At 61.2% G+C, this 17,679-nt stretch carries 18 protein-coding genes; 9 read left to right on the forward strand and 9 right to left on the reverse strand.

Annotated features, from left to right (window positions below; genetic code table 11):
- Positions 1 to 2: 2 nt before the first annotated feature.
- On the reverse strand, positions 3 to 248 hold the full coding sequence (locus ACMUVN_RS16245; protein ID WP_176707331.1) for a hypothetical protein: 246 nt from the start codon (positions 246 to 248) through the stop codon (positions 3 to 5).
- Between the two features lie 18 nt (positions 249 to 266).
- Between ACMUVN_RS16245 and pdxY the strand changes: the two genes are divergently transcribed.
- From pdxY to ACMUVN_RS16260, 3 genes are all read left to right on the forward strand, one after another.
- Positions 267 to 1,142 carry a pyridoxal kinase PdxY gene (gene pdxY / locus ACMUVN_RS16250; RefSeq protein WP_063473870.1) on the forward strand — a complete coding sequence of 292 codons (876 nt, stop codon included), beginning with the start codon at positions 267 to 269 and terminating at the stop codon, positions 1,140 to 1,142.
- Positions 1,143 to 1,213: 71 nt separating this feature from the next.
- Positions 1,214 to 1,855, forward strand: coding sequence for a carbonic anhydrase (locus tag ACMUVN_RS16255; RefSeq protein WP_047615856.1), 642 nt, complete (start codon positions 1,214 to 1,216; stop codon positions 1,853 to 1,855).
- Between the two features lie 96 nt (positions 1,856 to 1,951).
- A complete protein-coding gene (locus ACMUVN_RS16260; protein ID WP_048338413.1) occupies positions 1,952 to 3,571 on the forward strand; it encodes a GGDEF domain-containing protein in 1,620 nt (539 codons plus the stop codon).
- A gap of 117 nt (positions 3,572 to 3,688) precedes the next feature.
- Here ACMUVN_RS16260 and ACMUVN_RS16265 read toward each other — a convergent pair whose 3' ends face one another.
- From ACMUVN_RS16265 to ACMUVN_RS16275, 3 genes are all read right to left on the reverse strand, one after another.
- Positions 3,689 to 4,510 carry a lytic transglycosylase domain-containing protein gene (locus tag ACMUVN_RS16265; protein WP_047616076.1) on the reverse strand — a complete coding sequence of 274 codons (822 nt, stop codon included), beginning with the start codon at positions 4,508 to 4,510 and terminating at the stop codon, positions 3,689 to 3,691.
- 273 nt (positions 4,511 to 4,783) lie between these two features.
- The gene (locus ACMUVN_RS16270) at positions 4,784 to 5,818 is read right to left on the reverse strand and encodes an aspartate-semialdehyde dehydrogenase (RefSeq protein ID WP_047615853.1); all 1,035 of its coding nucleotides are present in this window, start codon (positions 5,816 to 5,818) and stop codon (positions 4,784 to 4,786) included.
- 111 nt (positions 5,819 to 5,929) lie between these two features.
- On the reverse strand, positions 5,930 to 6,142 hold the full coding sequence (locus ACMUVN_RS16275; protein WP_028759181.1) for a hypothetical protein: 213 nt from the start codon (positions 6,140 to 6,142) through the stop codon (positions 5,930 to 5,932).
- A gap of 86 nt (positions 6,143 to 6,228) precedes the next feature.
- Here ACMUVN_RS16275 and ACMUVN_RS16280 point away from each other — a divergent pair, with 86 nt between their 5' ends.
- The 5 genes from ACMUVN_RS16280 (at position 6,229) to ACMUVN_RS16300 (ending at position 12,728) form a co-directional block, all read left to right on the forward strand.
- Positions 6,229 to 7,983, forward strand: coding sequence for an alkaline phosphatase (locus ACMUVN_RS16280; RefSeq protein WP_063473869.1), 1,755 nt, complete (start codon positions 6,229 to 6,231; stop codon positions 7,981 to 7,983).
- Positions 7,984 to 8,181: 198 nt separating this feature from the next.
- On the forward strand, positions 8,182 to 8,649 hold the full coding sequence (locus tag ACMUVN_RS16285) for a hypothetical protein (RefSeq protein ID WP_414815289.1): 468 nt from the start codon (positions 8,182 to 8,184) through the stop codon (positions 8,647 to 8,649).
- Positions 8,650 to 8,655: 6 nt separating this feature from the next.
- A complete protein-coding gene (locus ACMUVN_RS16290; protein WP_047615849.1) occupies positions 8,656 to 9,348 on the forward strand; it encodes an ABC transporter ATP-binding protein in 693 nt (230 codons plus the stop codon).
- Entirely contained in the window at positions 9,345 to 10,643 is a 1,299-nt protein-coding gene (locus tag ACMUVN_RS16295; RefSeq protein ID WP_414815290.1) for an ABC transporter permease, read from the forward strand. The genes ACMUVN_RS16290 and ACMUVN_RS16295 overlap by 4 nt, the downstream gene beginning before the upstream one ends.
- Before the next feature lie 198 nt (positions 10,644 to 10,841).
- A complete protein-coding gene (locus tag ACMUVN_RS16300; protein WP_047615844.1) occupies positions 10,842 to 12,728 on the forward strand; it encodes an MFS transporter in 1,887 nt (628 codons plus the stop codon).
- Positions 12,729 to 12,771: 43 nt separating this feature from the next.
- Here the strand turns inward: ACMUVN_RS16300 and lpxE are convergent, their stop codons facing one another.
- Together lpxE and leuB are read right to left on the reverse strand one after the other, a co-directional pair.
- A complete protein-coding gene (gene lpxE, locus ACMUVN_RS16305) occupies positions 12,772 to 13,524 on the reverse strand; it encodes a lipid A 1-phosphatase LpxE (protein ID WP_174824487.1) in 753 nt (250 codons plus the stop codon).
- 277 nt (positions 13,525 to 13,801) lie between these two features.
- Positions 13,802 to 14,914: a 3-isopropylmalate dehydrogenase gene (leuB, locus tag ACMUVN_RS16310; protein ID WP_047615840.1), complete on the reverse strand. Its 1,113-nt coding sequence runs from the start codon at positions 14,912 to 14,914 to the stop codon at positions 13,802 to 13,804.
- 172 nt (positions 14,915 to 15,086) lie between these two features.
- Here leuB and ACMUVN_RS16315 point away from each other — a divergent pair, with 172 nt between their 5' ends.
- The gene (locus ACMUVN_RS16315) at positions 15,087 to 16,019 is read left to right on the forward strand and encodes a pyridoxal-phosphate dependent enzyme (RefSeq protein ID WP_127431138.1); all 933 of its coding nucleotides are present in this window, start codon (positions 15,087 to 15,089) and stop codon (positions 16,017 to 16,019) included.
- Between the two features lie 110 nt (positions 16,020 to 16,129).
- Here ACMUVN_RS16315 and leuD read toward each other — a convergent pair whose 3' ends face one another.
- From leuD to ACMUVN_RS16330, 3 genes are all read right to left on the reverse strand, one after another.
- Entirely contained in the window at positions 16,130 to 16,738 is a 609-nt protein-coding gene (gene leuD, locus ACMUVN_RS16320; RefSeq protein ID WP_047615835.1) for a 3-isopropylmalate dehydratase small subunit, read from the reverse strand.
- A 134-nt stretch (positions 16,739 to 16,872) separates the two neighbouring features.
- Entirely contained in the window at positions 16,873 to 17,292 is a 420-nt protein-coding gene (locus tag ACMUVN_RS16325) for a VOC family protein (protein WP_063473864.1), read from the reverse strand.
- Positions 17,293 to 17,418: 126 nt separating this feature from the next.
- Positions 17,419 to 17,652, reverse strand: a complete 234-nt coding sequence (locus tag ACMUVN_RS16330; RefSeq protein ID WP_047615832.1) for a hypothetical protein — start codon at positions 17,650 to 17,652, stop codon at positions 17,419 to 17,421.
- Between the last annotated feature and the right edge of the window lie 27 nt (positions 17,653 to 17,679).

Consider the following 17,679-nt stretch of genomic DNA (forward strand, 5'->3'; position numbering starts at 1 on the left):
CCTCAATGGTCTGATTTTCTGCAAGCTAGCAGAAGATTCTTCGAAAAAATCTCTAAAAGAGAGGTTCGAAGGATTGTTTTGGCGCTTTTTTGGCGCTCGAAACGAGAAAATCCAAGAAATTTTCCGCTTTCGTGGCGAAATGAAAGAGAAAGTTCCGTCTTCAGGATTTTCGTTCCGCCGCACAATTCCACGCCCGCATGAACAATGGTTGACAGCGTGGCGTCAAAAAGATCATCAAACGCGGTCATCATTCGGATCTGGATATCATGTCGGAAAATGCAGCGGGTGCAGTCATCGTCATCTCCAGCCATGTGGTGCGTGGCTCGGTCGGAAACCGGGCAGCCGTCTTTGCGCTGGAGACGCTTGGCCACCCGGTCTGGGCCCTGCCGACCGTCGTGCTGCCCTGGCATCCCGGCCATGGCCGCTCGACGAGGCTGACTTTTGCGGAAACGGATTTCGACGCGGCGATCGACGATCTCATCCGCGCGCCCTGGATCGGCGAAGTCAAGGCGGTGCTTTCCGGCTATTTCGGCAACGCCGCTCAGGTCCGCTCCGTCGCCCGGCTGGTCGATGCGCTCCGGCAAAACAATCCCGAGCTCGTCTATGTCTGCGATCCCGTCATGGGCGATCTCGGCGGCCTTTATGTACCGGAAGCAACCGCGGAGGCCATTCGCGACCACCTTATTCCGCTCGCCTCGCTGGCGACGCCGAACCGCTATGAGCTTGCATGGCTTTCAGGGGCAGCGCTCGAAGACAATGGCGCGATCATGGAGGCGGCGCTGGCGCTCGGACCATCGCGCATGCTTGTCACTTCGGCCGTGCCGATGATGGCGGGCGGCACCGGCAATCTCTATCTTTCCGGCCGTCACGCGCTTCTTGCCGAGCACCGCGTCGTCGACAATCCGCCGAATGGTCTGGGCGACCTGCTTGCCGCCGTCTTCCTGTCGCGCCTGCTTTCCGGGCTCGAGGACGAGAAGGCGCTGCAGCTTGCCACCGCCAGCGTCTTCGAGGTCCTCGCGCGTGCCGTCAAGCGCGGCAGCAACGAACTGATGCTGGCGAGCGATGCGTCCAGTCTTTCGACGCCGATGGCCATGGTGCAGATGCGCCGACTCGTGCACCCGGTGCAGCGGCGGAAAAAATGACGCATCTGCCAATGCGCTCATTTTGCGGTGCAGCAGTTGATCTTGTCTTCCGCGCGCGCTAATCCAGAAGCATGCAGCGTTTTCCAACACCTCTTCTGGACGGCTATCGCAACTTTATGAACGGGCGTTATGCCGACGCCCGCGACAGGTATCGGCAGCTGGCCGAAAATGGCCAGAGTCCGCATACGCTGGTCGTTGCCTGTTCGGATTCGCGGGCGGCGCCGGAGCTGATCTTCGATGCCGGCCCGGGCGAGCTCTTCGTCATCCGCAACGTCGCCAACATGGTGCCGCCCTACGAGCCGGATGGCCATTTCCATTCGACGTCGGCCGCTCTCGAATTTGCCGTGCAGGTGTTGAAGGTCACGGATATCGTCGTCATGGGCCATGGCCGTTGCGGCGGCATTCGGGCTGCGCTCGATCCGAACGCCGAGCCATTGTCGCCGGGTGACTTCATCGGTCGCTGGATGTCGCTGGTCAAACCCGCCGCCGAGCAGATCCAGAGCAACGACGTGATGACGGCCGCCGAACGGCAGACGGCGCTGGAGCGCGTCTCCATTCGCAATTCGATCAGCAATCTCAGAAGCTTTCCCGACATCAAGGCGCTCGAGGAAGCGGGGAAACTTCATCTCCACGGCGCCTGGTTCGACATTTCGACCGGTGAACTCTGGGTCATGGACGCCGAGACACGCGACTTCATTCGTCCCGAAATCTAAGGACGCGCCGGTTTATCAGTTTTTTAAGGATTGTTGTTAAGCTCACCGTCAATTGGTCGCTCACGACCGACGTTTTGATCACCGTGGCGATTGGCGATGAAGTTCGAAACCATCAAACGGGTTATCCTGGCCGCCATTCTGCTGCCCTTCGTCTTCATGCTGATTGAAGGCGTCGTCGTCATACGCTCTTCAATCAAACAATACAGGGATCTCGAAAAGGACCGGCAGTTCGCCGATGTGCTTGCCCGCGGCGGATCCATCGCCGCCACGGAGATCCTGAGTGAAATTGCCGCCACCCGCCTCTACCTCGCATACCCCGGCAGCACGACTGCCGCCGAAATGCAACGAAGCCGGGTGACGCTCGATCGCGAGCGCCGCGCTTTCTATGCCAGCCTGCCCTCCCGCGATACGCTCGACGACGGCCTCGTCGGCGAATTGTCGGTTCTCAGCCTTGCATACAGCCGCATCATTGCCGCGCGCAGCGCCGTCGACCAGGGCCGTTATGCCGGCAGCGATCCCGGTTCCATCTACTGGTATGCGGCTCTCAAGCAGCTTGCCGTCGTCGATGCGCTTTCACCACTGATCAGCGATCCGATGCTGCTTGAGAAATCCAACCAGCTGATGGGCATCCTGCTGACGTATTACGGCGAAAGGCTGATTACCGGCGTCGGCACCCGCTATCTCGATCGCGGCGTTTCCGCCAGATTTCCGGTGGAGCAGTTCGTACAGGGCAAGACCATGCTCGGTGAGGGCATGGACCACATGGTCTTTCATTCCGCGGCGCCGATCGTGCGCGAGATCGTCGCCTATCTCGGCCGCAGCAGTCAGGTGAAGGCGAATGCGATCACCGACGCCATCCTTGCCGGATCGCGGCCGACGCGGGCCGTGCGCGATGTCTGGGCCGCCGCGCAGAGCGAACGCATGACCTTCCTGCAGCAGAAGATGGTCGAGGCCGCAAAAGATATTCACGAGACCGGCGAGAGCCTTTCGAGACGCGCGCACATACATCTGACGCGGATTCTGGCGCTGTGCGCCGGCCTGCTCATTCTCGCCACGTTGGTGATGGTGCTGGCGGCAAGGGGCCTGCGCCTGATCGACCGTCTGACGCGGGATCGCGAGACGCTGGTGGGCGAGTTGCGCAATGCCGCCCAGACAGACCTTCTGACCGGCCTGTACAACAGGCGCGGCTTCGAGGTCGCCGCATCGGCGCTTCTCACACAAGCCGAGCACGGGTCGCGCTGGATCTCCGTCGTGCTCTTCGACCTCGATCATTTCAAGAGGACCAACGATGTTCACGGCCATGACGCCGGCGATGCCGTGCTCCGGCAGGTCGCGGGCGTTGCGCGCGAGAATTTCCGTTCCTTCGATCTGCTGGTGCGCCATGGCGGCGAGGAGTTCCTGGCGCTTCTGCCGGATTCGACGCCCGACGATGCCGTAATCGTTGCCGAGCGTGTGCGGCTGGCGATCGAGGCGGCAGAAATCCCCTTGCCGAGCGGCGAAATTCTCAAGGTAACGGCGAGTTTCGGATGCGCCGGCCGGGCAAATGAAGTCTCCAACAGGAACTTCGAGGATCTGGTCAAACGCGCCGACCTGGCGCTCTACGCCGCCAAGGCCTCCGGCCGCAACTGCGTGGTTTCGGGACCGATCGTGCAGGCTTCGGCCCCGGAGGAGCGACGCAAGACGGCGTCCGGCGGCGGTTTTGATTCCCGCAAATGAAAAACGCCGCATATCGCAGCGGCGTTTCCGGCTATCGGTGTCGATAAAGACTTAAAGTCCTTTTGTTTTATGCATGTCGTTGTCCCGGAACCGCTGCACGCTTCCGGGCGACATGCATTATCTGCCGTCGATCTGCTGGCCGATATAGGCGATCGCCTGCTGGTAGACGGTGGCGGCGTTCCAGCCCTGGATGGCAACGAAATTCGGCTCTCCGGGCTGATAGCCGGCGCCGGGGCGCCAACCGTGACCCTTGAGGAAATTCGCCGTCGAGGCCAGCGCATCGGCCCGGGAACCGACCATGTCGACGCGGCCGTCGCCGTCGCCATCGGCACCGAAGCGCACGACATTGCGCGGCAGGAACTGCGTCTGGCCGATTTCACCATGGGCAGCACCCTTGGCCTGCGGGCTCAGATAACCTTCGGAAACGAGCTGGAGCGCGGCATAGAGCTGGTCGGTGAAATATTCCGAACGGCGGCAGTCATAGGCAAGGGTCGAAACAGCCGACAGCGTATGCTGGTTGCCCATATAGCTGCCAAAACCGGTTTCCATGCCCCAGATTGCGATCAGTGGGCCAGCCGGAACGCCGAAACGGCGCTCGATCGAAGCAAAAAGCGCCTGGTTGGCAGTCTTCATGCTGCGGCCGCGGGAGATGATGGCGGCACCGCCGCGCTTCTGCATGAAAGCGTCGAAGGACAGTTTGAAGCTCTTCTGGCCACGGTCGGCGGCAATCGTCGGTTTGTTGTAATTGACGTTGGCGAAGGCGCGGTCGAGGACCGAGCGGTTGACGCCGTTTGCCGCTGCTTCCTGCTTGAAGTCGGCGACCCATGCATTGAAACCGCTACTATTGTTGCCACATTGGGCGCCCTGGGCCGCTGCCGGCAGCGCGTGAAGAACGCCGGCTGCCGTAAACGCTGCCAGAAGGAATGTTGTCATGCGCATGAGAAACCCCGCTCCAGTCTGCTGAAGCGCGCCGCGGCCGATCGGAACCATGCGACGCGCCCTAAATCTTCGGTCTGTGCATGCCGTTTTCCCAAAACCACTCAACGGTTTCGGGCGGCACGCCCTGGCTTGACGCCGGGCAGAATGCCAGCCGAAAGCGATCTTGTCACGATCACCTTTTAGTAAGCGCTTATGAATAGAGGCGCTTACGGCCCGGCAAAAAGCCCCGCCTTCATCGGCAGGGCTTTACCCTATTATGGTTTACAAATGGTATCAGGCGGCCTGCTTGCGCGGCTTGACAAGACCGCGATTGACGAGCAGCTCGGCGATCTGGATGGCGTTCAACGCTGCGCCCTTGCGCAGATTGTCGGAGACCACCCAGATGTTGAGGCCATTTTCGACCGTCGCATCCTCACGGATGCGTGAGATGTAGGTCGCATCTTCGCCGGCGGATTCATATGGCGTGATGTAGCCGCCGTTCTCGCGCTTGTCGATAACGAGGCAGCCCGGTGCATCGCGCAGGATGTCGCGAGCCTGGTCGGCCGTGATCTCGTTTTCGAATTCGATATTGACCGATTCCGAATGGCCGATGAAAACCGGCACGCGCACTGCCGTGCAGGTCACCTTGATCTTCGGATCGAGCATCTTCTTCGTCTCGGCCAGCACCTTCCACTCTTCCTTGGTGTAGCCGTCCTCCATGAAGACGTCGATGTGCGGAATGACGTTGAAGGCGATGCGCTTGGTGAACTTCTTGTTCTCGATCGGATCGGCGACGAAGACGGCGCGCGTCTGGTTGAAGAGTTCGTCCATGCCGTCCTTGCCGGCGCCGGAGACCGACTGATAGGTCGAGATGACGACGCGCTTGATCTTGGCGAAGTCATGCAGCGGCTTCAGCGCCACCACCAGCTGGGCGGTCGAGCAATTCGGATTGGCGATGATGTTGCGCTTGGTGAACTGGCTGATGGCATCCGGGTTCACTTCCGGCACGATCAGCGGCACGTCGGCGTCGTAACGCCAAGCCGACGAATTGTCGATGACGATGCAGCCCTGCTGGCCGATCTTCGGCGAGAACTTCTTGGAGACCTCGCCGCCGGCCGACATCAGGCAGATGTCGGTATCGGAGAAATCGTAATTCTCCAGATTGGAGACCTTCAGCGTCCGGTCACCGTAGGAAACCTCGGTGCCCTGCGAACGCGAGGAGGCGAGTGCCACGACCTCATCGGCGGGGAAGCCGCGCTCGGAGAGGATGTTGAGCATCTCCCGGCCGACATTTCCGGTCGCTCCCGCAACTGCTACTTTGAAACCCATTTCTCAAGCTCTCTTTCTCTTCTCTCCTCTTGTTCGGTGAGGGGAAAGGCGCGACGGATCGCGTCTTCCTGTCCCCAGCCGAGCCGGGGAGAGAGCGGCAGGCCAGAGACGTCAGACGGTTTTCGTCGTCGTTTTGGCCTTGGTTTTGGCGGAAACCGGAACGGCAATGTCCACCCCGGCAACTCGTGCCCGGTCATTGCATTCGGCAATGGCGTGTTCGTCGCGAACCATGGAGATTCCTTTTCCGCTGTTGCTCTTAGAAGGTTTTCCACAGGAGTCAAGGTTTTTGCACTCCGAGCCGGCAGGCAAAGGCGGCGGCCGCAGCGCTGCGACGTTTTGTCATGCCGCTGTCATCCTTGGGAGGTATCCCGGCCCGGTTATCAATGTCTGCACGAAAACGGGGGTTTTCCATGCGTACGCTTCTTGCCGCCTTTGCGGCCACCACCATCCTTGCGGGCGCCGCTCAGGCGACAACGGTCTATCCGCTCGATCGCGCGACGATCCTCGTCGGTTCGCCATTCGATTTCAAGATCGAGCTCAACAAGCAGGTCAAGCCCGAAGACGTGAAGATCACCGTCAACGGCCAGGATTACAAGACCGTGCTCGGGGGCGAAGCGCAGTTCGTCGAGTTGGAAAAAGGCAAGGATGACAAGGCTCTCGGCTCTGCTCTCCTGCTGCGCGGCCTGAAGATTTCCGCGCCGGGCGACTACAAGGTCGAAGTTGCTGCCGGAGACGAGACGAAGTCCGTCACCTGGAACGTTTACGAAACCGTAGCCCAGCCGAAGGCCAAGAACATCATCTTCCTGCTGGGCGACGGGCTTTCCGTTGCGCATCGCACCGCTGCCCGCATCATGTCCAAGGGCATGACTGAAGGGAAGGCGAATGGCCGCTTGAACATGGACGATCTCGAGCGCATGGCCTTTATCGGCACGTCGGCGACCAACGCCGTCGATACGGACTCGGCCAATACAATGTCGGCCTACATGACGGGCCACAAGACGGCAGTCAACGCGATCGGCGTCTACGCGGACCGTACGCCGGCCTCACTCGATGACCCGCGTGTCGAAACCTTCGCAGAAGCCGTCCGCCGCCTGACCAAGAAGTCGATCGGCATCGTTGCAACGGCCGAGGTCGAGGACGCTACGCCGGCTGCGGTCGTTGCCCATACCCGCAACCGCAACGACAAGGCCGATGTGGTCGGCATGCTGCTCGACGTCAAGCCCGAAATCCTGCTTGGTGGCGGCTCGGCCTATTTCCTCGGCAAGGAGGTCGCCGGTTCCAAGCGTAAGGACAACCAGGACTACATCAAGCTGTTTCAGGATGCCGGCTACAAGCTTGCGACCGACAAGAACGAGCTCGCAGCCAATGCATCGGCGGAAGGCAATCTGCTCGGTCTCTTCCACACCGGCAATATGGACGTGACGCTCGATCGCGAGTTCCTGAAGAAGGGCACCGTCGACAAGTTCCCGAACCAGCCGGGTCTCGTCGCCATGACCAAGGTTGCGCTCGACCGCCTCTCCAAGAATCCTGATGGTTTCTTCCTGATGGTCGAAGGTTCCTCGATCGACAAGATGTCCCATCCGCTCGATTGGGACCGCGCCGTCGTGGAAACCATCGAATTCGACCAGGCCATCGGCGTTGCCCGCGAATTCCAGAAGGCCCATCCGGACACTCTGATCGTCGTCACCGGCGACCATGCGCATGGTGTATCGATCATCGGCACCGTCGATGATGACAAGCCCGGCACGGAAATGCGCGAAAAGGTCGGGATCTATGCCGAGGCCGGCTTCCCGAACTACAAGGATGAAAACGGCGACGGCTATCCCGACAGGATCGACGTCAGCCGCCGGCTGTTCCTGAGTGCCAATAACGGCCCCGATCACTACGAGACCTTCCGTCCGAAGCTCGACGGTCCGTTCGTTCCGGCTGTCCAGAACGAAAAGAAGGAATATGTCGCCAACGAGCAGTATAAGGATGTTCCGGGCGCGGTCTTCGTCCAGGGCAATATTCCGAAGAGCGGCGACTCCGGCGTGCACGCCGCTGACGACGTCGTCCTGCAGTCGGCCGGTCCGGGCGCTGAAGGTTTCCATGGCTACATGGAACAGAGCGACGTCTATCGCGTGCTCGCCGACACCTTCGCGCTCGGCGCCAAGCAGACGAATTGATCTGAAGCCCGTTCAGCAAGGTCGCTTGCCGGCCTTGCCTCTTTCATCGATCATGGTCCCGGCCGATTGCAGCGCCGCGCGTCTTTCAGACGCGCAAAAGGACGCTGTAACACTTTGAAGCTAGCATCGTGCTTTCCGAAAATCGTTCCGATTTTCGGGCCGATGCTAACGGCCGGGACTTCATTCTTGGAGATCGCCATGGAAAAACTCCGTTCGCGGCATCTCAGCCGCCGCGGCCTGATCGGCGCCATCGGTACGCTGGCTTTCGCGGCTGTGGCTCGCCCGGGTTTTGCTGCGAATTCCTCAATCAGCTTCGCTGAGCTCTACGGCAAGTTCGGCGTGCTCGGCCTCGAATTCTCCGACAAGGTGAAGCGCCTTGCCGGCAAAGATGTCAGCATGAAAGGTTTCATGGCGCCGCCCTTGAAAGCCGAAGCCCAGTTCTTCGTGCTCACCGAAGTGCCGATGTCGCTCTGCCCCTTCTGCTCCTCGGATACGGACTGGCCGGACAATATCGTCGTCGTCTATCTCTTGGAGAAACAAACCTTCGTGCAGCCGCGCCAGACCATCGAAGTGCGCGGCATGCTGGAATATGGTTCGTGGACGGATCCGGACACCGGCTTCGTCAGCCTGCTGCGCATCCGCCAGGCCGAATATTCCGCCGTCTGAACCGATATGCTCGCTCTCAATATCGAAAACCTTTCCGTTGTCTTCCCTGGCCTGTCCTCGCCGGCGCTGGCGATCGGCCACCTGTCGATCGCTGCCGGCAGCAGGGTCGCCATTACAGGGGCGTCCGGCTCCGGCAAGAGCACCTTCGTCAATATCGTTGCCGGGCTGGAGCGGACACGGCAAGGCCGCATCCGCTGGAACGGCGAGGATATCGCGGGTTTTTCAGAAAGCCGGCGCGACCGGTTCCGTGCCGCCAATATCGGCCTGGTGATGCAGGAGTTTCATCTCTTTCCCGGCCTGTCGGCGCTGGAAAACGTGCTTCTGCCGGCGCGGCTTGCCGGCGCCGCCACGGCGGATATCATCGAGCGGGCGCATGCGCTTTTGAGCACGGTTGGTCTTTCCCGCCCCGGCCAGAAGATCGAAACCATGTCGCGCGGCGAGATGCAGCGGGTGGCGATCGGCCGGGCGCTGCTGCGCAAGCCCGGCGTCATCATCGCCGACGAACCGACCGCAAGCCTCGATGCCGAAAGCGGCGAGGCTGTCGGCGATCTCATTCTCGATCTTGCCATTGCCGAAGGCAGTACGCTGATCGTCGTTTCTCACGATCAGCGCCTGGCCAGCCGCCTCGACCGTTGCATCACCTTCGGCTCCGGCCGGATCAGCGAAGATTCCACGGCAACGGCGGGAGAGGCTGCATGATCCGCTTCATCCTTTCCGATCTTCGTCGCCTCTGGGCGGGGTCGCTGGTGGTGGTGCTTTTGGTGGCCCTTGCGACCGCGCTTGGCGTTTCCGTCGTGCTGCAGGAACGGGCGCTTCGCCTCGGCAGCGCGCGCGCCGCCGACAAGTTCGATCTCGTCATCGGCGCAGGCGGCAGCGAGACGCAGCTGGTGCTGTCTTCCGTCTTCCTGCAGGCCTCGCCTTTGCCGCTCATGCCGGGCGAGATGCTGGGCAAGCTTGCCGCGGATCCGCGTGTCGACTGGGCCGCTCCGATCGGCTTCGGGGATTCCTTCTCCGGCTATCCGATCGTCGGCACGACGACCATGCTGGCGCAAAACCTGTCCGGCGGCTTCATCGAGGGCAAGATTTTTGCGCGCGAGGGCGAGGCGGTGATCGGCTCCGCCGTCAAACTGTCGCTCGGCGGCGAGATCAAGCCGATGCACGGTTTGCCGGAAGAGGGCGGCGAGACCCACATCGAACTCGTCTATCATATCGCCGGCCGCCTGCGGCCGACCGGTACCGCCTGGGACCGGGCTATTCTCGTTCCGATCCAGGCCGTCTGGCATATCCATGGCCTGGAGGCGGAGGAACATGCGGAGGAAGGGGCCGAGAGCGAGCACGAGCATGAAGCGGCGTCCGGCACGGGTACGGCCGAACATGGCCATGAGCATGAGGAAGCCGGCGAGCATCACGGCAAGCTTGACCCGGATGCCGCACTCGACGGGAGCTGGACTGCCGACGCTCCCGGCCTTCCCGCCATTCTCGTCAAGCCGAAGACGATCGCCGATGCCTACAAGCTGCGGCAGGAATATCGCAGCGGCAATACCGTCGCCGTTTTTCCCGGCGAGGTGTTGACCAATCTCTACGCCACGCTCGGCGACGCCAAGCAGATCCTCGTCGCGGTCGCCTCCGGAGCGCAAGCTCTTGTCGCGGCCTCGCTGGTGCTGGTCACTGTCATCCATATCGGCCAGCGCCGCCGCCAGATCGGCGCGCTGAGGGCCTTCGGCGCGCCGCGGGGGGCGATTTTCGGCATTGTCTGGCTGGAATTCTTCTTCCTGGTGGCAGTCGGCATCGGGCTCGGATTCGCCCTCGGTTATGCTGCGGCCCTCCTCTTGTCCGACATGTTCTCCGAGACGAGCGGGATCACCATGCCGGTCGTCTTCGCCCGTGAAGATGCCGGGCTTGCGGCGGTTCTGCTTGCCTTTGCCACGGTCCTCGCCGCTTTGCCGGCAGTGCTTGCCTATCGCCAATCGCCGGCGCAGGCGCTGAGAGCGTAACGGATCCAACCTCCGGCGGCGGAGGGCCGGATCTGCATGACACTGCCCGGCATCATTAGACTAAAGTCATAATCCCAAAGCATCTCTCTTTTTGATCTGCCGTTTCTGGCACACTCCCGTCAGGCGTGTCGCGGCCAGGGGTCTGCTTTGAGGAGAGTAGGGCGCGCGCGTTGCTCATCACTCTGTGGAGGACAGACAATGGCAAATGTCGCAAGCATCGACGGCGCGAAGGCCGGTCCGATGACCGGCGAGGAGAAGAAGGTCATCTTCGCCTCTTCGCTCGGCACCGTTTTCGAATGGTATGATTTCTATCTCTACGGTTCGCTCGCCACCTATATCGGCGCGACCTATTTCACCCAGTATCCCGAGGCCACGCGCAACATCTTCACGCTGCTCGCCTTTGCTGCCGGCTTCCTGGTGCGCCCCTTTGGCGCGCTGGTGTTCGGCCGTCTCGGCGATCTCGTCGGCCGCAAGTATACCTTCCTGATGACGATCATGATCATGGGTCTGTCGACCTTCCTCGTCGGCATCCTGCCGGGCGCGGCCACCATCGGCATCGCAGCCCCGATCATCCTGATCGCGTTGCGTCTGCTGCAGGGCTTGGCGCTCGGCGGTGAATATGGCGGTGCGGCAACCTATGTCGCCGAACATGCGCCGAACGGGCGCCGCGGCTATTTCACCTCATGGATCCAGACGACGGCGACGCTCGGCCTGTTCCTGTCGCTGATCGTCATCGTCCTGGTTCAATATCTGATGGGTGCGGCTGAGTTCGCCGCCTGGGGCTGGCGCATTCCGTTCCTGGTGTCGGTCGTCCTGCTCGGCATCTCCGTCTGGATCCGCCTGAAGATGAACGAATCGCCGGCGTTCCAGCGCATGAAGGCGGAAGGCAAGGGCTCCAAGGCGCCGCTGACCGAAGCCTTCGGGACATGGAAAAATGCCAAGATCGCGATCATCGCGCTTCTCGGCGCCACAATGGGCCAGGCGGTCGTCTGGTACGGCGGCCAATTCTATGCGCTGTTCTTCCTGCAGAACGTGCTGAAGGTGGACCTGTTCTCGGCCAATGTCATGGTCGCGATCGCACTTCTCCTCGGCACGCCATTCTTCGTCATCTTCGGCGGCCTCTCCGACAAGATCGGCCGCAAGCCGATCATCATGGCAGGCCTTCTCATCGCGGCGGTGACGTATAATCCGCTGTTCAAGGCGATGACCTGGACGGCCAATCCGGCGCTTGCCGAAGCGCAGGCTTCGATCCGGGCAACGGTCACGGCTGATCCGGCGGATTGCCGGTTCCAGTTCAACCCGACCGGCACGGCGAAGTTCACCAGTTCCTGCGACGTGGCGACGGCATTCCTGACGAGGAATTCGGTGCCTTATGACGTCGTGCCCGGCCCTGCCGGACAGCCGGCAACGGTGAAGGTCGGCAACGCGACGATCCCGAGCTTTGACGTCGTCGCTGCCGGCGACAAGGCCAAGGGCATGACCGCCGCCTTCGAAAAGGGCGTCAACATCGCGCTTCACGATGCCGGCTATCCGCTGAACCGCGGCGCCGCCAAGGTGGCGGATGCCAAGCTCGATGCCTTCATCGCCGCCAATCCGGAACTGTCGCTCAATGCCGATGCCGTGCGCGCCGGTACGAAGGAAACCGTGCCGGCCGCCAAGCTGGTCGAGACCAAGCTGCTGACGGCGGATGAAGCCAATGGCGTCACCGACATGGCGGTCTACAACATCGCCAATGGCGGCACTTTCGCCATGGCCGCCGATCCCGCCCGCGTCAACTGGATCGGCACGATCGCCATCCTGTTCATCCTCGTCCTCTATGTGACGATGGTCTACGGGCCGATCGCCGCACTTCTGGTCGAGCTCTTCCCGACCCGCATCCGCTACACCGGCATGTCGCTGCCCTATCACATCGGCAACGGCTGGTTCGGCGGCCTGCTGCCGGCGACGGCCTTCGCGATGAGCGCTGCCGCAGGCGATATCTATTACGGTCTCTGGTACCCGATCGTCTTTGCGACGATCACGCTGGTGATCGGCCTGATCTTCCTGCCAGAAACGAAGAACAGGGATATCCACGCAATGGATTGAGCGGTTGGCTGAGCCGCGTTCCGCTTGAGAAAAGGCCCGGCGCTCACAAGGCGCCGGGTTTTTTCGTGTCAGGGAACAGGCACTTGGCGATCGGCCAGCCATCCGGCGCCAGTGTGAAGAGCAGACCACAGCGGGCGAAGACGATCGCCGTCAGCAGCGAGAACCAGGCGCCGAAGGCAAGGCCGGCGATGACATCGCTCGGATAATGGGCGCCGACCATGACGCGTGTCATGCCGAGCCAGATGGCGCAGGCGATAAAGGCGACGCGGTAGCGCGGAAACAGCAGCGCGAATGCGGCGAAGAAAGCGCCGACCGTGGTGGAATGGCCGGATGGAAAACTTTCGAAAGCGGCATGGCCTGAAAAGGGCGTGAAGGAAAACATGCCGTAATCGTGGAAATGATCGGGACGTGCCCTGCCGATCGCGCGTTTCAGCAGATTGGCGAGAAGCCCCGAGAAGACGACCGTGATGAACAGATAGGCGCCGATCCAGCTGACATAGAGCGCCTGCGCCTTGGAGCGCGCCGTCTTGACAAGCTTGTAACCCGCCCGCCCCTGAAAGAACAACAGGATGCTGGTGCAGATCAGCCAGGCGGAATCGCCGAAACCGGTCAGCATCTGGCCGAGCTGCTTCACCGGTGCAGGAACTTCGCTGGCGCCAATCGGCGCATCGAAGAGCAGCATGGAGAGGATGACGGCATTGAGCGTGATGAAGAGGCATGCCTGCCAGCGCAAAGGCGGCATGCCGGCGCTGCTCCGGCGCCAGCGCCTGTCCAGGGAAGCCCAAAATGCCCGCATGCCGTCGTCCATTCGAATTTTGTCCTGGAGCGCCGCCATATCCTACAGGACGCGCTAAGGACGCTTTATCACTTGAATTGGCGCATAATGCTTTCCGAATATCGATTCCGATTTCGAGGTCATGCGCTCGTTAAAATCCGGCGCAAAAATACACGAGATTGTGGCCGAGAATAGTCCGGTTGGGATAATTCGACCAAGCCGATGCGGCTCGCGCTCCAGAGAGAAAAAGCCCTCCGCATGCATGATGCGAAGGGCCGGAACTGTTTCACGTGAAATATCAGGCGGAAAGCGTCTTGAACTCGGCCAGGATCGCATCGCCCATCTCGACGGTGCCGACCTGCCTTGCGCCATCGGCCATGATGTCACCGGTGCGGATGCCCTTGTCGAGCACGTTGGCGATCGCCTTTTCCAGGTCGTCGGCTTCCTTCACCAGGTTGAAGGAGTAACGCAAGCACATGGCGAAGGAGGCGATCATGGCGATCGGATTGGCGATGCCCTTGCCGGCGATGTCGGGAGCCGAGCCGTGCACCGGCTCGTAGAGCGCCTTGCGCTTGCCGGTCTTGCCGTCAGGCGCGCCGAGCGAGGCCGACGGCAGCATGCCGAGCGAACCGGTCAGCATGGCAGCGACGTCGGAGAGCATGTCGCCAAAGAGGTTGTCGGTGACAATGACGTCGAACTGTTTGGGCTGGCGCACCAGCTGCATGCCGCCGGCATCGGCCAGCATGTGTTCGAGCTGAACGTCGGAATATTTCGCCTTGTGCGTCTCGGTCACCACCTGGTTCCAGAGCACGCCCGACTTCATGACGTTGCGCTTTTCCATGGAGCAGACGCGGTTTTGCCGGGTGCGGGCCATTTCGAAGGCGACGCCGGCGATGCGCTCGATCTCGTAGGTATCGTAGACCTGTGTGTCGATGCCGCGCTTCTGACCGTTGCCGAGGTCGATGATCTCCTTCGGCTCGCCGAAATAGACGCCACCCGTCAGCTCGCGGATGATCAGAATATCAAGGCCTTCGACCAGCTCCGGCTTCAGCGACGAGGCTGACGCCAGGGCCGGATAGCAGATGGCGGGACGCAGGTTTGCGAAGAGCTGCAGATCCTTGCGCAGGCGCAGCAGGCCGGCTTCCGGACGCACTTCGTAAGGCACGCTATCCCATTTCGGGCCACCGACGGCGCCGAAGAGAACGGCATCGGCGGCAAGTGCCTTCTGCATGTCGGCTTCCGAGATCGCCGCGCCATGCGCATCATAGGCAGAGCCGCCGACAAGGCCTTCGTCGATGACGAAACCGGCGTTCATCGCCTCGTTCATATAGGCGATGATCTTGCGGACCTCGCCCATGGCCTCGGGACCGATGCCGTCACCCGGCAGCAGGAAAAGATTGCGCGCTGTCATGAAACCCTCCTGGGAAAAACAAGTTGCGGCTTCTTAGACCCCGGAAATGGGCATTTCAAGCGAGAGAAGAGGTGAATCGGTACGCTTCGCTCTTCGCCGCGATGGTTGCTCCCGTGCCTGCAAACGGATTAGAAACGGCGGGCCTACCCTTTTCTTTCCCTGGATGTTGCCCATGCCTTTCGCACCTCTCCATCTCGACACGCCCTTGGTTCAGACAGCATCCGGTTATAGCGCCAGCGGCAAACGGCTCTGGCTGAAGCTTGATGCGCTGCAGCCTTCCGGCAGCTTCAAGCTGCGCGGCGTCGGCAGGCTTTGCCAGCACGAGGTGGAAAATGGGGCGCGCGAGATCTTCTGTGCTTCCGGCGGCAATGCCGGGATTGCCGCGGCTTATGCCGGCCGGGCGCTCGGCATACCGGTCACGATCGTCGTGCCGGAGACGACGACGGCCGATGTGCGGCAGACGATTACCGCGACGGGCGCCAATGTCCTCGTCCATGGTTCGGTCTTCGACGAAGCCAATGCCCATGCCGTCGAACTCGCCCGGAGCCGCAAGGCGACCTATGTGCACCCCTTCGACCATCCGCTGCTGTGGGATGGCCATGCCACGCTGATCGACGAAGTGGTGGCGAAGGGTGCAAAATTCGATTGCGTCGTCACCAGCGTCGGTGGTGGCGGGCTGCTTGCCGGCATTGTCGCGGGGTTGCAGCGAAACGGGCTATCCGATGTGCCCGTCATCGCCGTCGAAACGGAAGGGGCGGCCTCGCTGAACGCCAGCCTCAAGGCGAATGAGCGTATCATCCTTCCCGCCATTACCTCGATTGCCACTTCGCTCGGGGCGCGGCAGGTGGCGCAGCATGTCTTCGACCTGCCGAAGCAGCATCCGATCGAAAGTATCGTCGTCAGCGACGCCGATGCCGTTGCCGCCTGCCTGAAATTCGCCGATGCGCAGCGCATTCTGGTCGAGCCGGCTTGCGGTGCTGCCCTTGCCGTTGCCGATGTGCATGCCGGGCTGCTTCAGCGCTTCGACAATCCTCTGATCGAAGTCTGCGGCGGCATCGGCGTATCGCTCGAAAAGCTCAGAGCTTGGAAAGAGAAGTTTCTCTGATCTGCGGCAATTGGACGTGTTACAGCGTCCTTTGCGCGCCTGAAAAGGCGCGCGCTGTAAAGAAAAAGCCGGGCGAAAGCCCGGCTTTTTCTGCAATTATTGAATAGCGCTCAGGCTGCCCAGGGGTGCGAAGCAGCGTTCTTCTTTTCGAAACTATCGATCGCCTTGCCCTTTTCGAGCGTCAGGCCGATATCGTCGAGGCCGTTCAGCAGGCAGTGGCGCTTGAACTCGTCGAGATCGAACTTGATCGAACCGCCATCGGGGCCGGTGATCTCGAGGCTCTCGAGGTCGACGGTCAGGATGGCGTTGGAGCCGCGCGAGGCGTCGTCCATCAGCTTGTCGAGATCGTCCTGGCTGACCTTGATCGGCAGAATGCCGTTCTTGAAGCAGTTGTTGTAGAAAATGTCGGCGAAGCTGGTCGAGATCACGCAGCGGATGCCGAAATCGAGAAGCGCCCAGGGCGCGTGCTCGCGCGAGGAGCCGCAGCCGAAATTGTCGCCGGCAACGAGGATCTTGGCATCGCGATAGGCCGGCTTGTTGAGCACGAAATCCGGGTTTTCCGAGCCGTCCTCATTGTAGCGGGCTTCGGCGAAGAGGCCGGTGCCGAGGCCGGTGCGCTTGATCGTCTTCAGATAATCCTTCGGAATGATCATGTCGGTGTCGATGTTGACGACCGGCAGCGGCGCTGCAACGCCCGTGAGCTTCACGAATTTATCCATGATCCATGCTCCATTTCAGCAAATCTACTTTCTGAATTTGCATCTAGTCCAGTTTTTCGTCGAAATGAAGGAGAATCTTTCACAGATGGCGGCCACGCGACGTTTCGCGCGGCCTGCCGATTGCGCCGGTCCCCTTATTTGGACGGTGCGTTCAACCCCCAGAGGACGCCGAACGGATCACGAAGCTGGCCGTAGCGGTCGCCCCAGAACATCAGTTCGACCGGCATGACGACTTCGGCGCCGGCCGCAACCGCGCGATCCCACCAGAAATCGATATCGTCGATAACCAGCTGGATGGCGAAGCCTTCGTGGCCTTTGAAGGGATGGCCGTATTCGGGATAGGCATCCGACAGCATGAGGGAGCTGCCGTTGATGTAGAGATGCACATGCATCGTTCTGCCGTTTTCGTCGACCGGCACGCGATAGGCCTCTTCGGCGCCGAAAGCCTTCGTGTAGAATTCCGCAGCTTTCACCGCGCCATTGACCGTCAGATAGGGCAGCAGGCCATTCTTGACCGGCGGCATCTTGGTCGGGTTGCTCTCTGTCGCATCCATGCTTGTCCTCCATTCGTTTTTAGCGCCGGCTGAATGCCTGGCTGCTTCAAGGACGCAGCATGGAAGCGTGATCCGACAGTGTCGGCCGAAATTTTTCAGCGAACGAAATCTTCAGTGAAAAGGTGATCAGAGATCGATGATCGTGCCGCGGCCGTCGTTCCACACCCGCATCTCCGGCTTACCGTTGTTTGCCTTGGCACGGATCGGAGCGGGCTTCATCTTCATCGACAGCGCGCGCCCGACCATGAGCACGGTCAGGATGCCGCCGACAGCAAGCGTCACCGAAAAGGTGAGAAGCAGCATGGCCACGAAAACGGTGGCGCCGGCAAGCATGAGGAAGATGGAGCGAATGTTCTGCATGGTTAGAGACCTTTCTTCGGAAAGGAA

The organism is Rhizobium sp. IY2 (assembly GCF_047532935.1).
Classification (GTDB): Bacteria; Pseudomonadota; Alphaproteobacteria; order Rhizobiales; family Rhizobiaceae; genus Rhizobium; species Rhizobium anhuiense.

Coding starts and splice junctions, on each gene's coding strand:
- ACMUVN_RS16245 (WP_176707331.1), bottom strand. CDS start 248: ATGACCGCGTTTGATGATCTTTTTGACGCCACGCTGTCAACCATTGTT.
- pdxY (WP_063473870.1), top strand. CDS start 267: ATGTCGGAAAATGCAGCGGGTGCAGTCATCGTCATCTCCAGCCATGTG.
- ACMUVN_RS16255 (WP_047615856.1), top strand. CDS start 1,214: ATGCAGCGTTTTCCAACACCTCTTCTGGACGGCTATCGCAACTTTATG.
- ACMUVN_RS16260 (WP_048338413.1), top strand. CDS start 1,952: ATGAAGTTCGAAACCATCAAACGGGTTATCCTGGCCGCCATTCTGCTG.
- ACMUVN_RS16265 (WP_047616076.1), bottom strand. CDS start 4,510: ATGCGCATGACAACATTCCTTCTGGCAGCGTTTACGGCAGCCGGCGTT.
- ACMUVN_RS16270 (WP_047615853.1), bottom strand. CDS start 5,818: ATGGGTTTCAAAGTAGCAGTTGCGGGAGCGACCGGAAATGTCGGCCGG.
- ACMUVN_RS16280 (WP_063473869.1), top strand. CDS start 6,229: ATGCGTACGCTTCTTGCCGCCTTTGCGGCCACCACCATCCTTGCGGGC.
- ACMUVN_RS16285 (WP_414815289.1), top strand. CDS start 8,182: ATGGAAAAACTCCGTTCGCGGCATCTCAGCCGCCGCGGCCTGATCGGC.
- ACMUVN_RS16290 (WP_047615849.1), top strand. CDS start 8,656: ATGCTCGCTCTCAATATCGAAAACCTTTCCGTTGTCTTCCCTGGCCTG.
- ACMUVN_RS16295 (WP_414815290.1), top strand. CDS start 9,345: ATGATCCGCTTCATCCTTTCCGATCTTCGTCGCCTCTGGGCGGGGTCG.
- ACMUVN_RS16300 (WP_047615844.1), top strand. CDS start 10,842: ATGGCAAATGTCGCAAGCATCGACGGCGCGAAGGCCGGTCCGATGACC.
- lpxE (WP_174824487.1), bottom strand. CDS start 13,524: ATGCGGGCATTTTGGGCTTCCCTGGACAGGCGCTGGCGCCGGAGCAGC.
- leuB (WP_047615840.1), bottom strand. CDS start 14,914: ATGACAGCGCGCAATCTTTTCCTGCTGCCGGGTGACGGCATCGGTCCC.
- ACMUVN_RS16315 (WP_127431138.1), top strand. CDS start 15,087: ATGCCTTTCGCACCTCTCCATCTCGACACGCCCTTGGTTCAGACAGCA.
- leuD (WP_047615835.1), bottom strand. CDS start 16,738: ATGGATAAATTCGTGAAGCTCACGGGCGTTGCAGCGCCGCTGCCGGTC.
- ACMUVN_RS16325 (WP_063473864.1), bottom strand. CDS start 17,292: ATGGATGCGACAGAGAGCAACCCGACCAAGATGCCGCCGGTCAAGAAT.
- ACMUVN_RS16330 (WP_047615832.1), bottom strand. CDS start 17,652: ATGCAGAACATTCGCTCCATCTTCCTCATGCTTGCCGGCGCCACCGTT.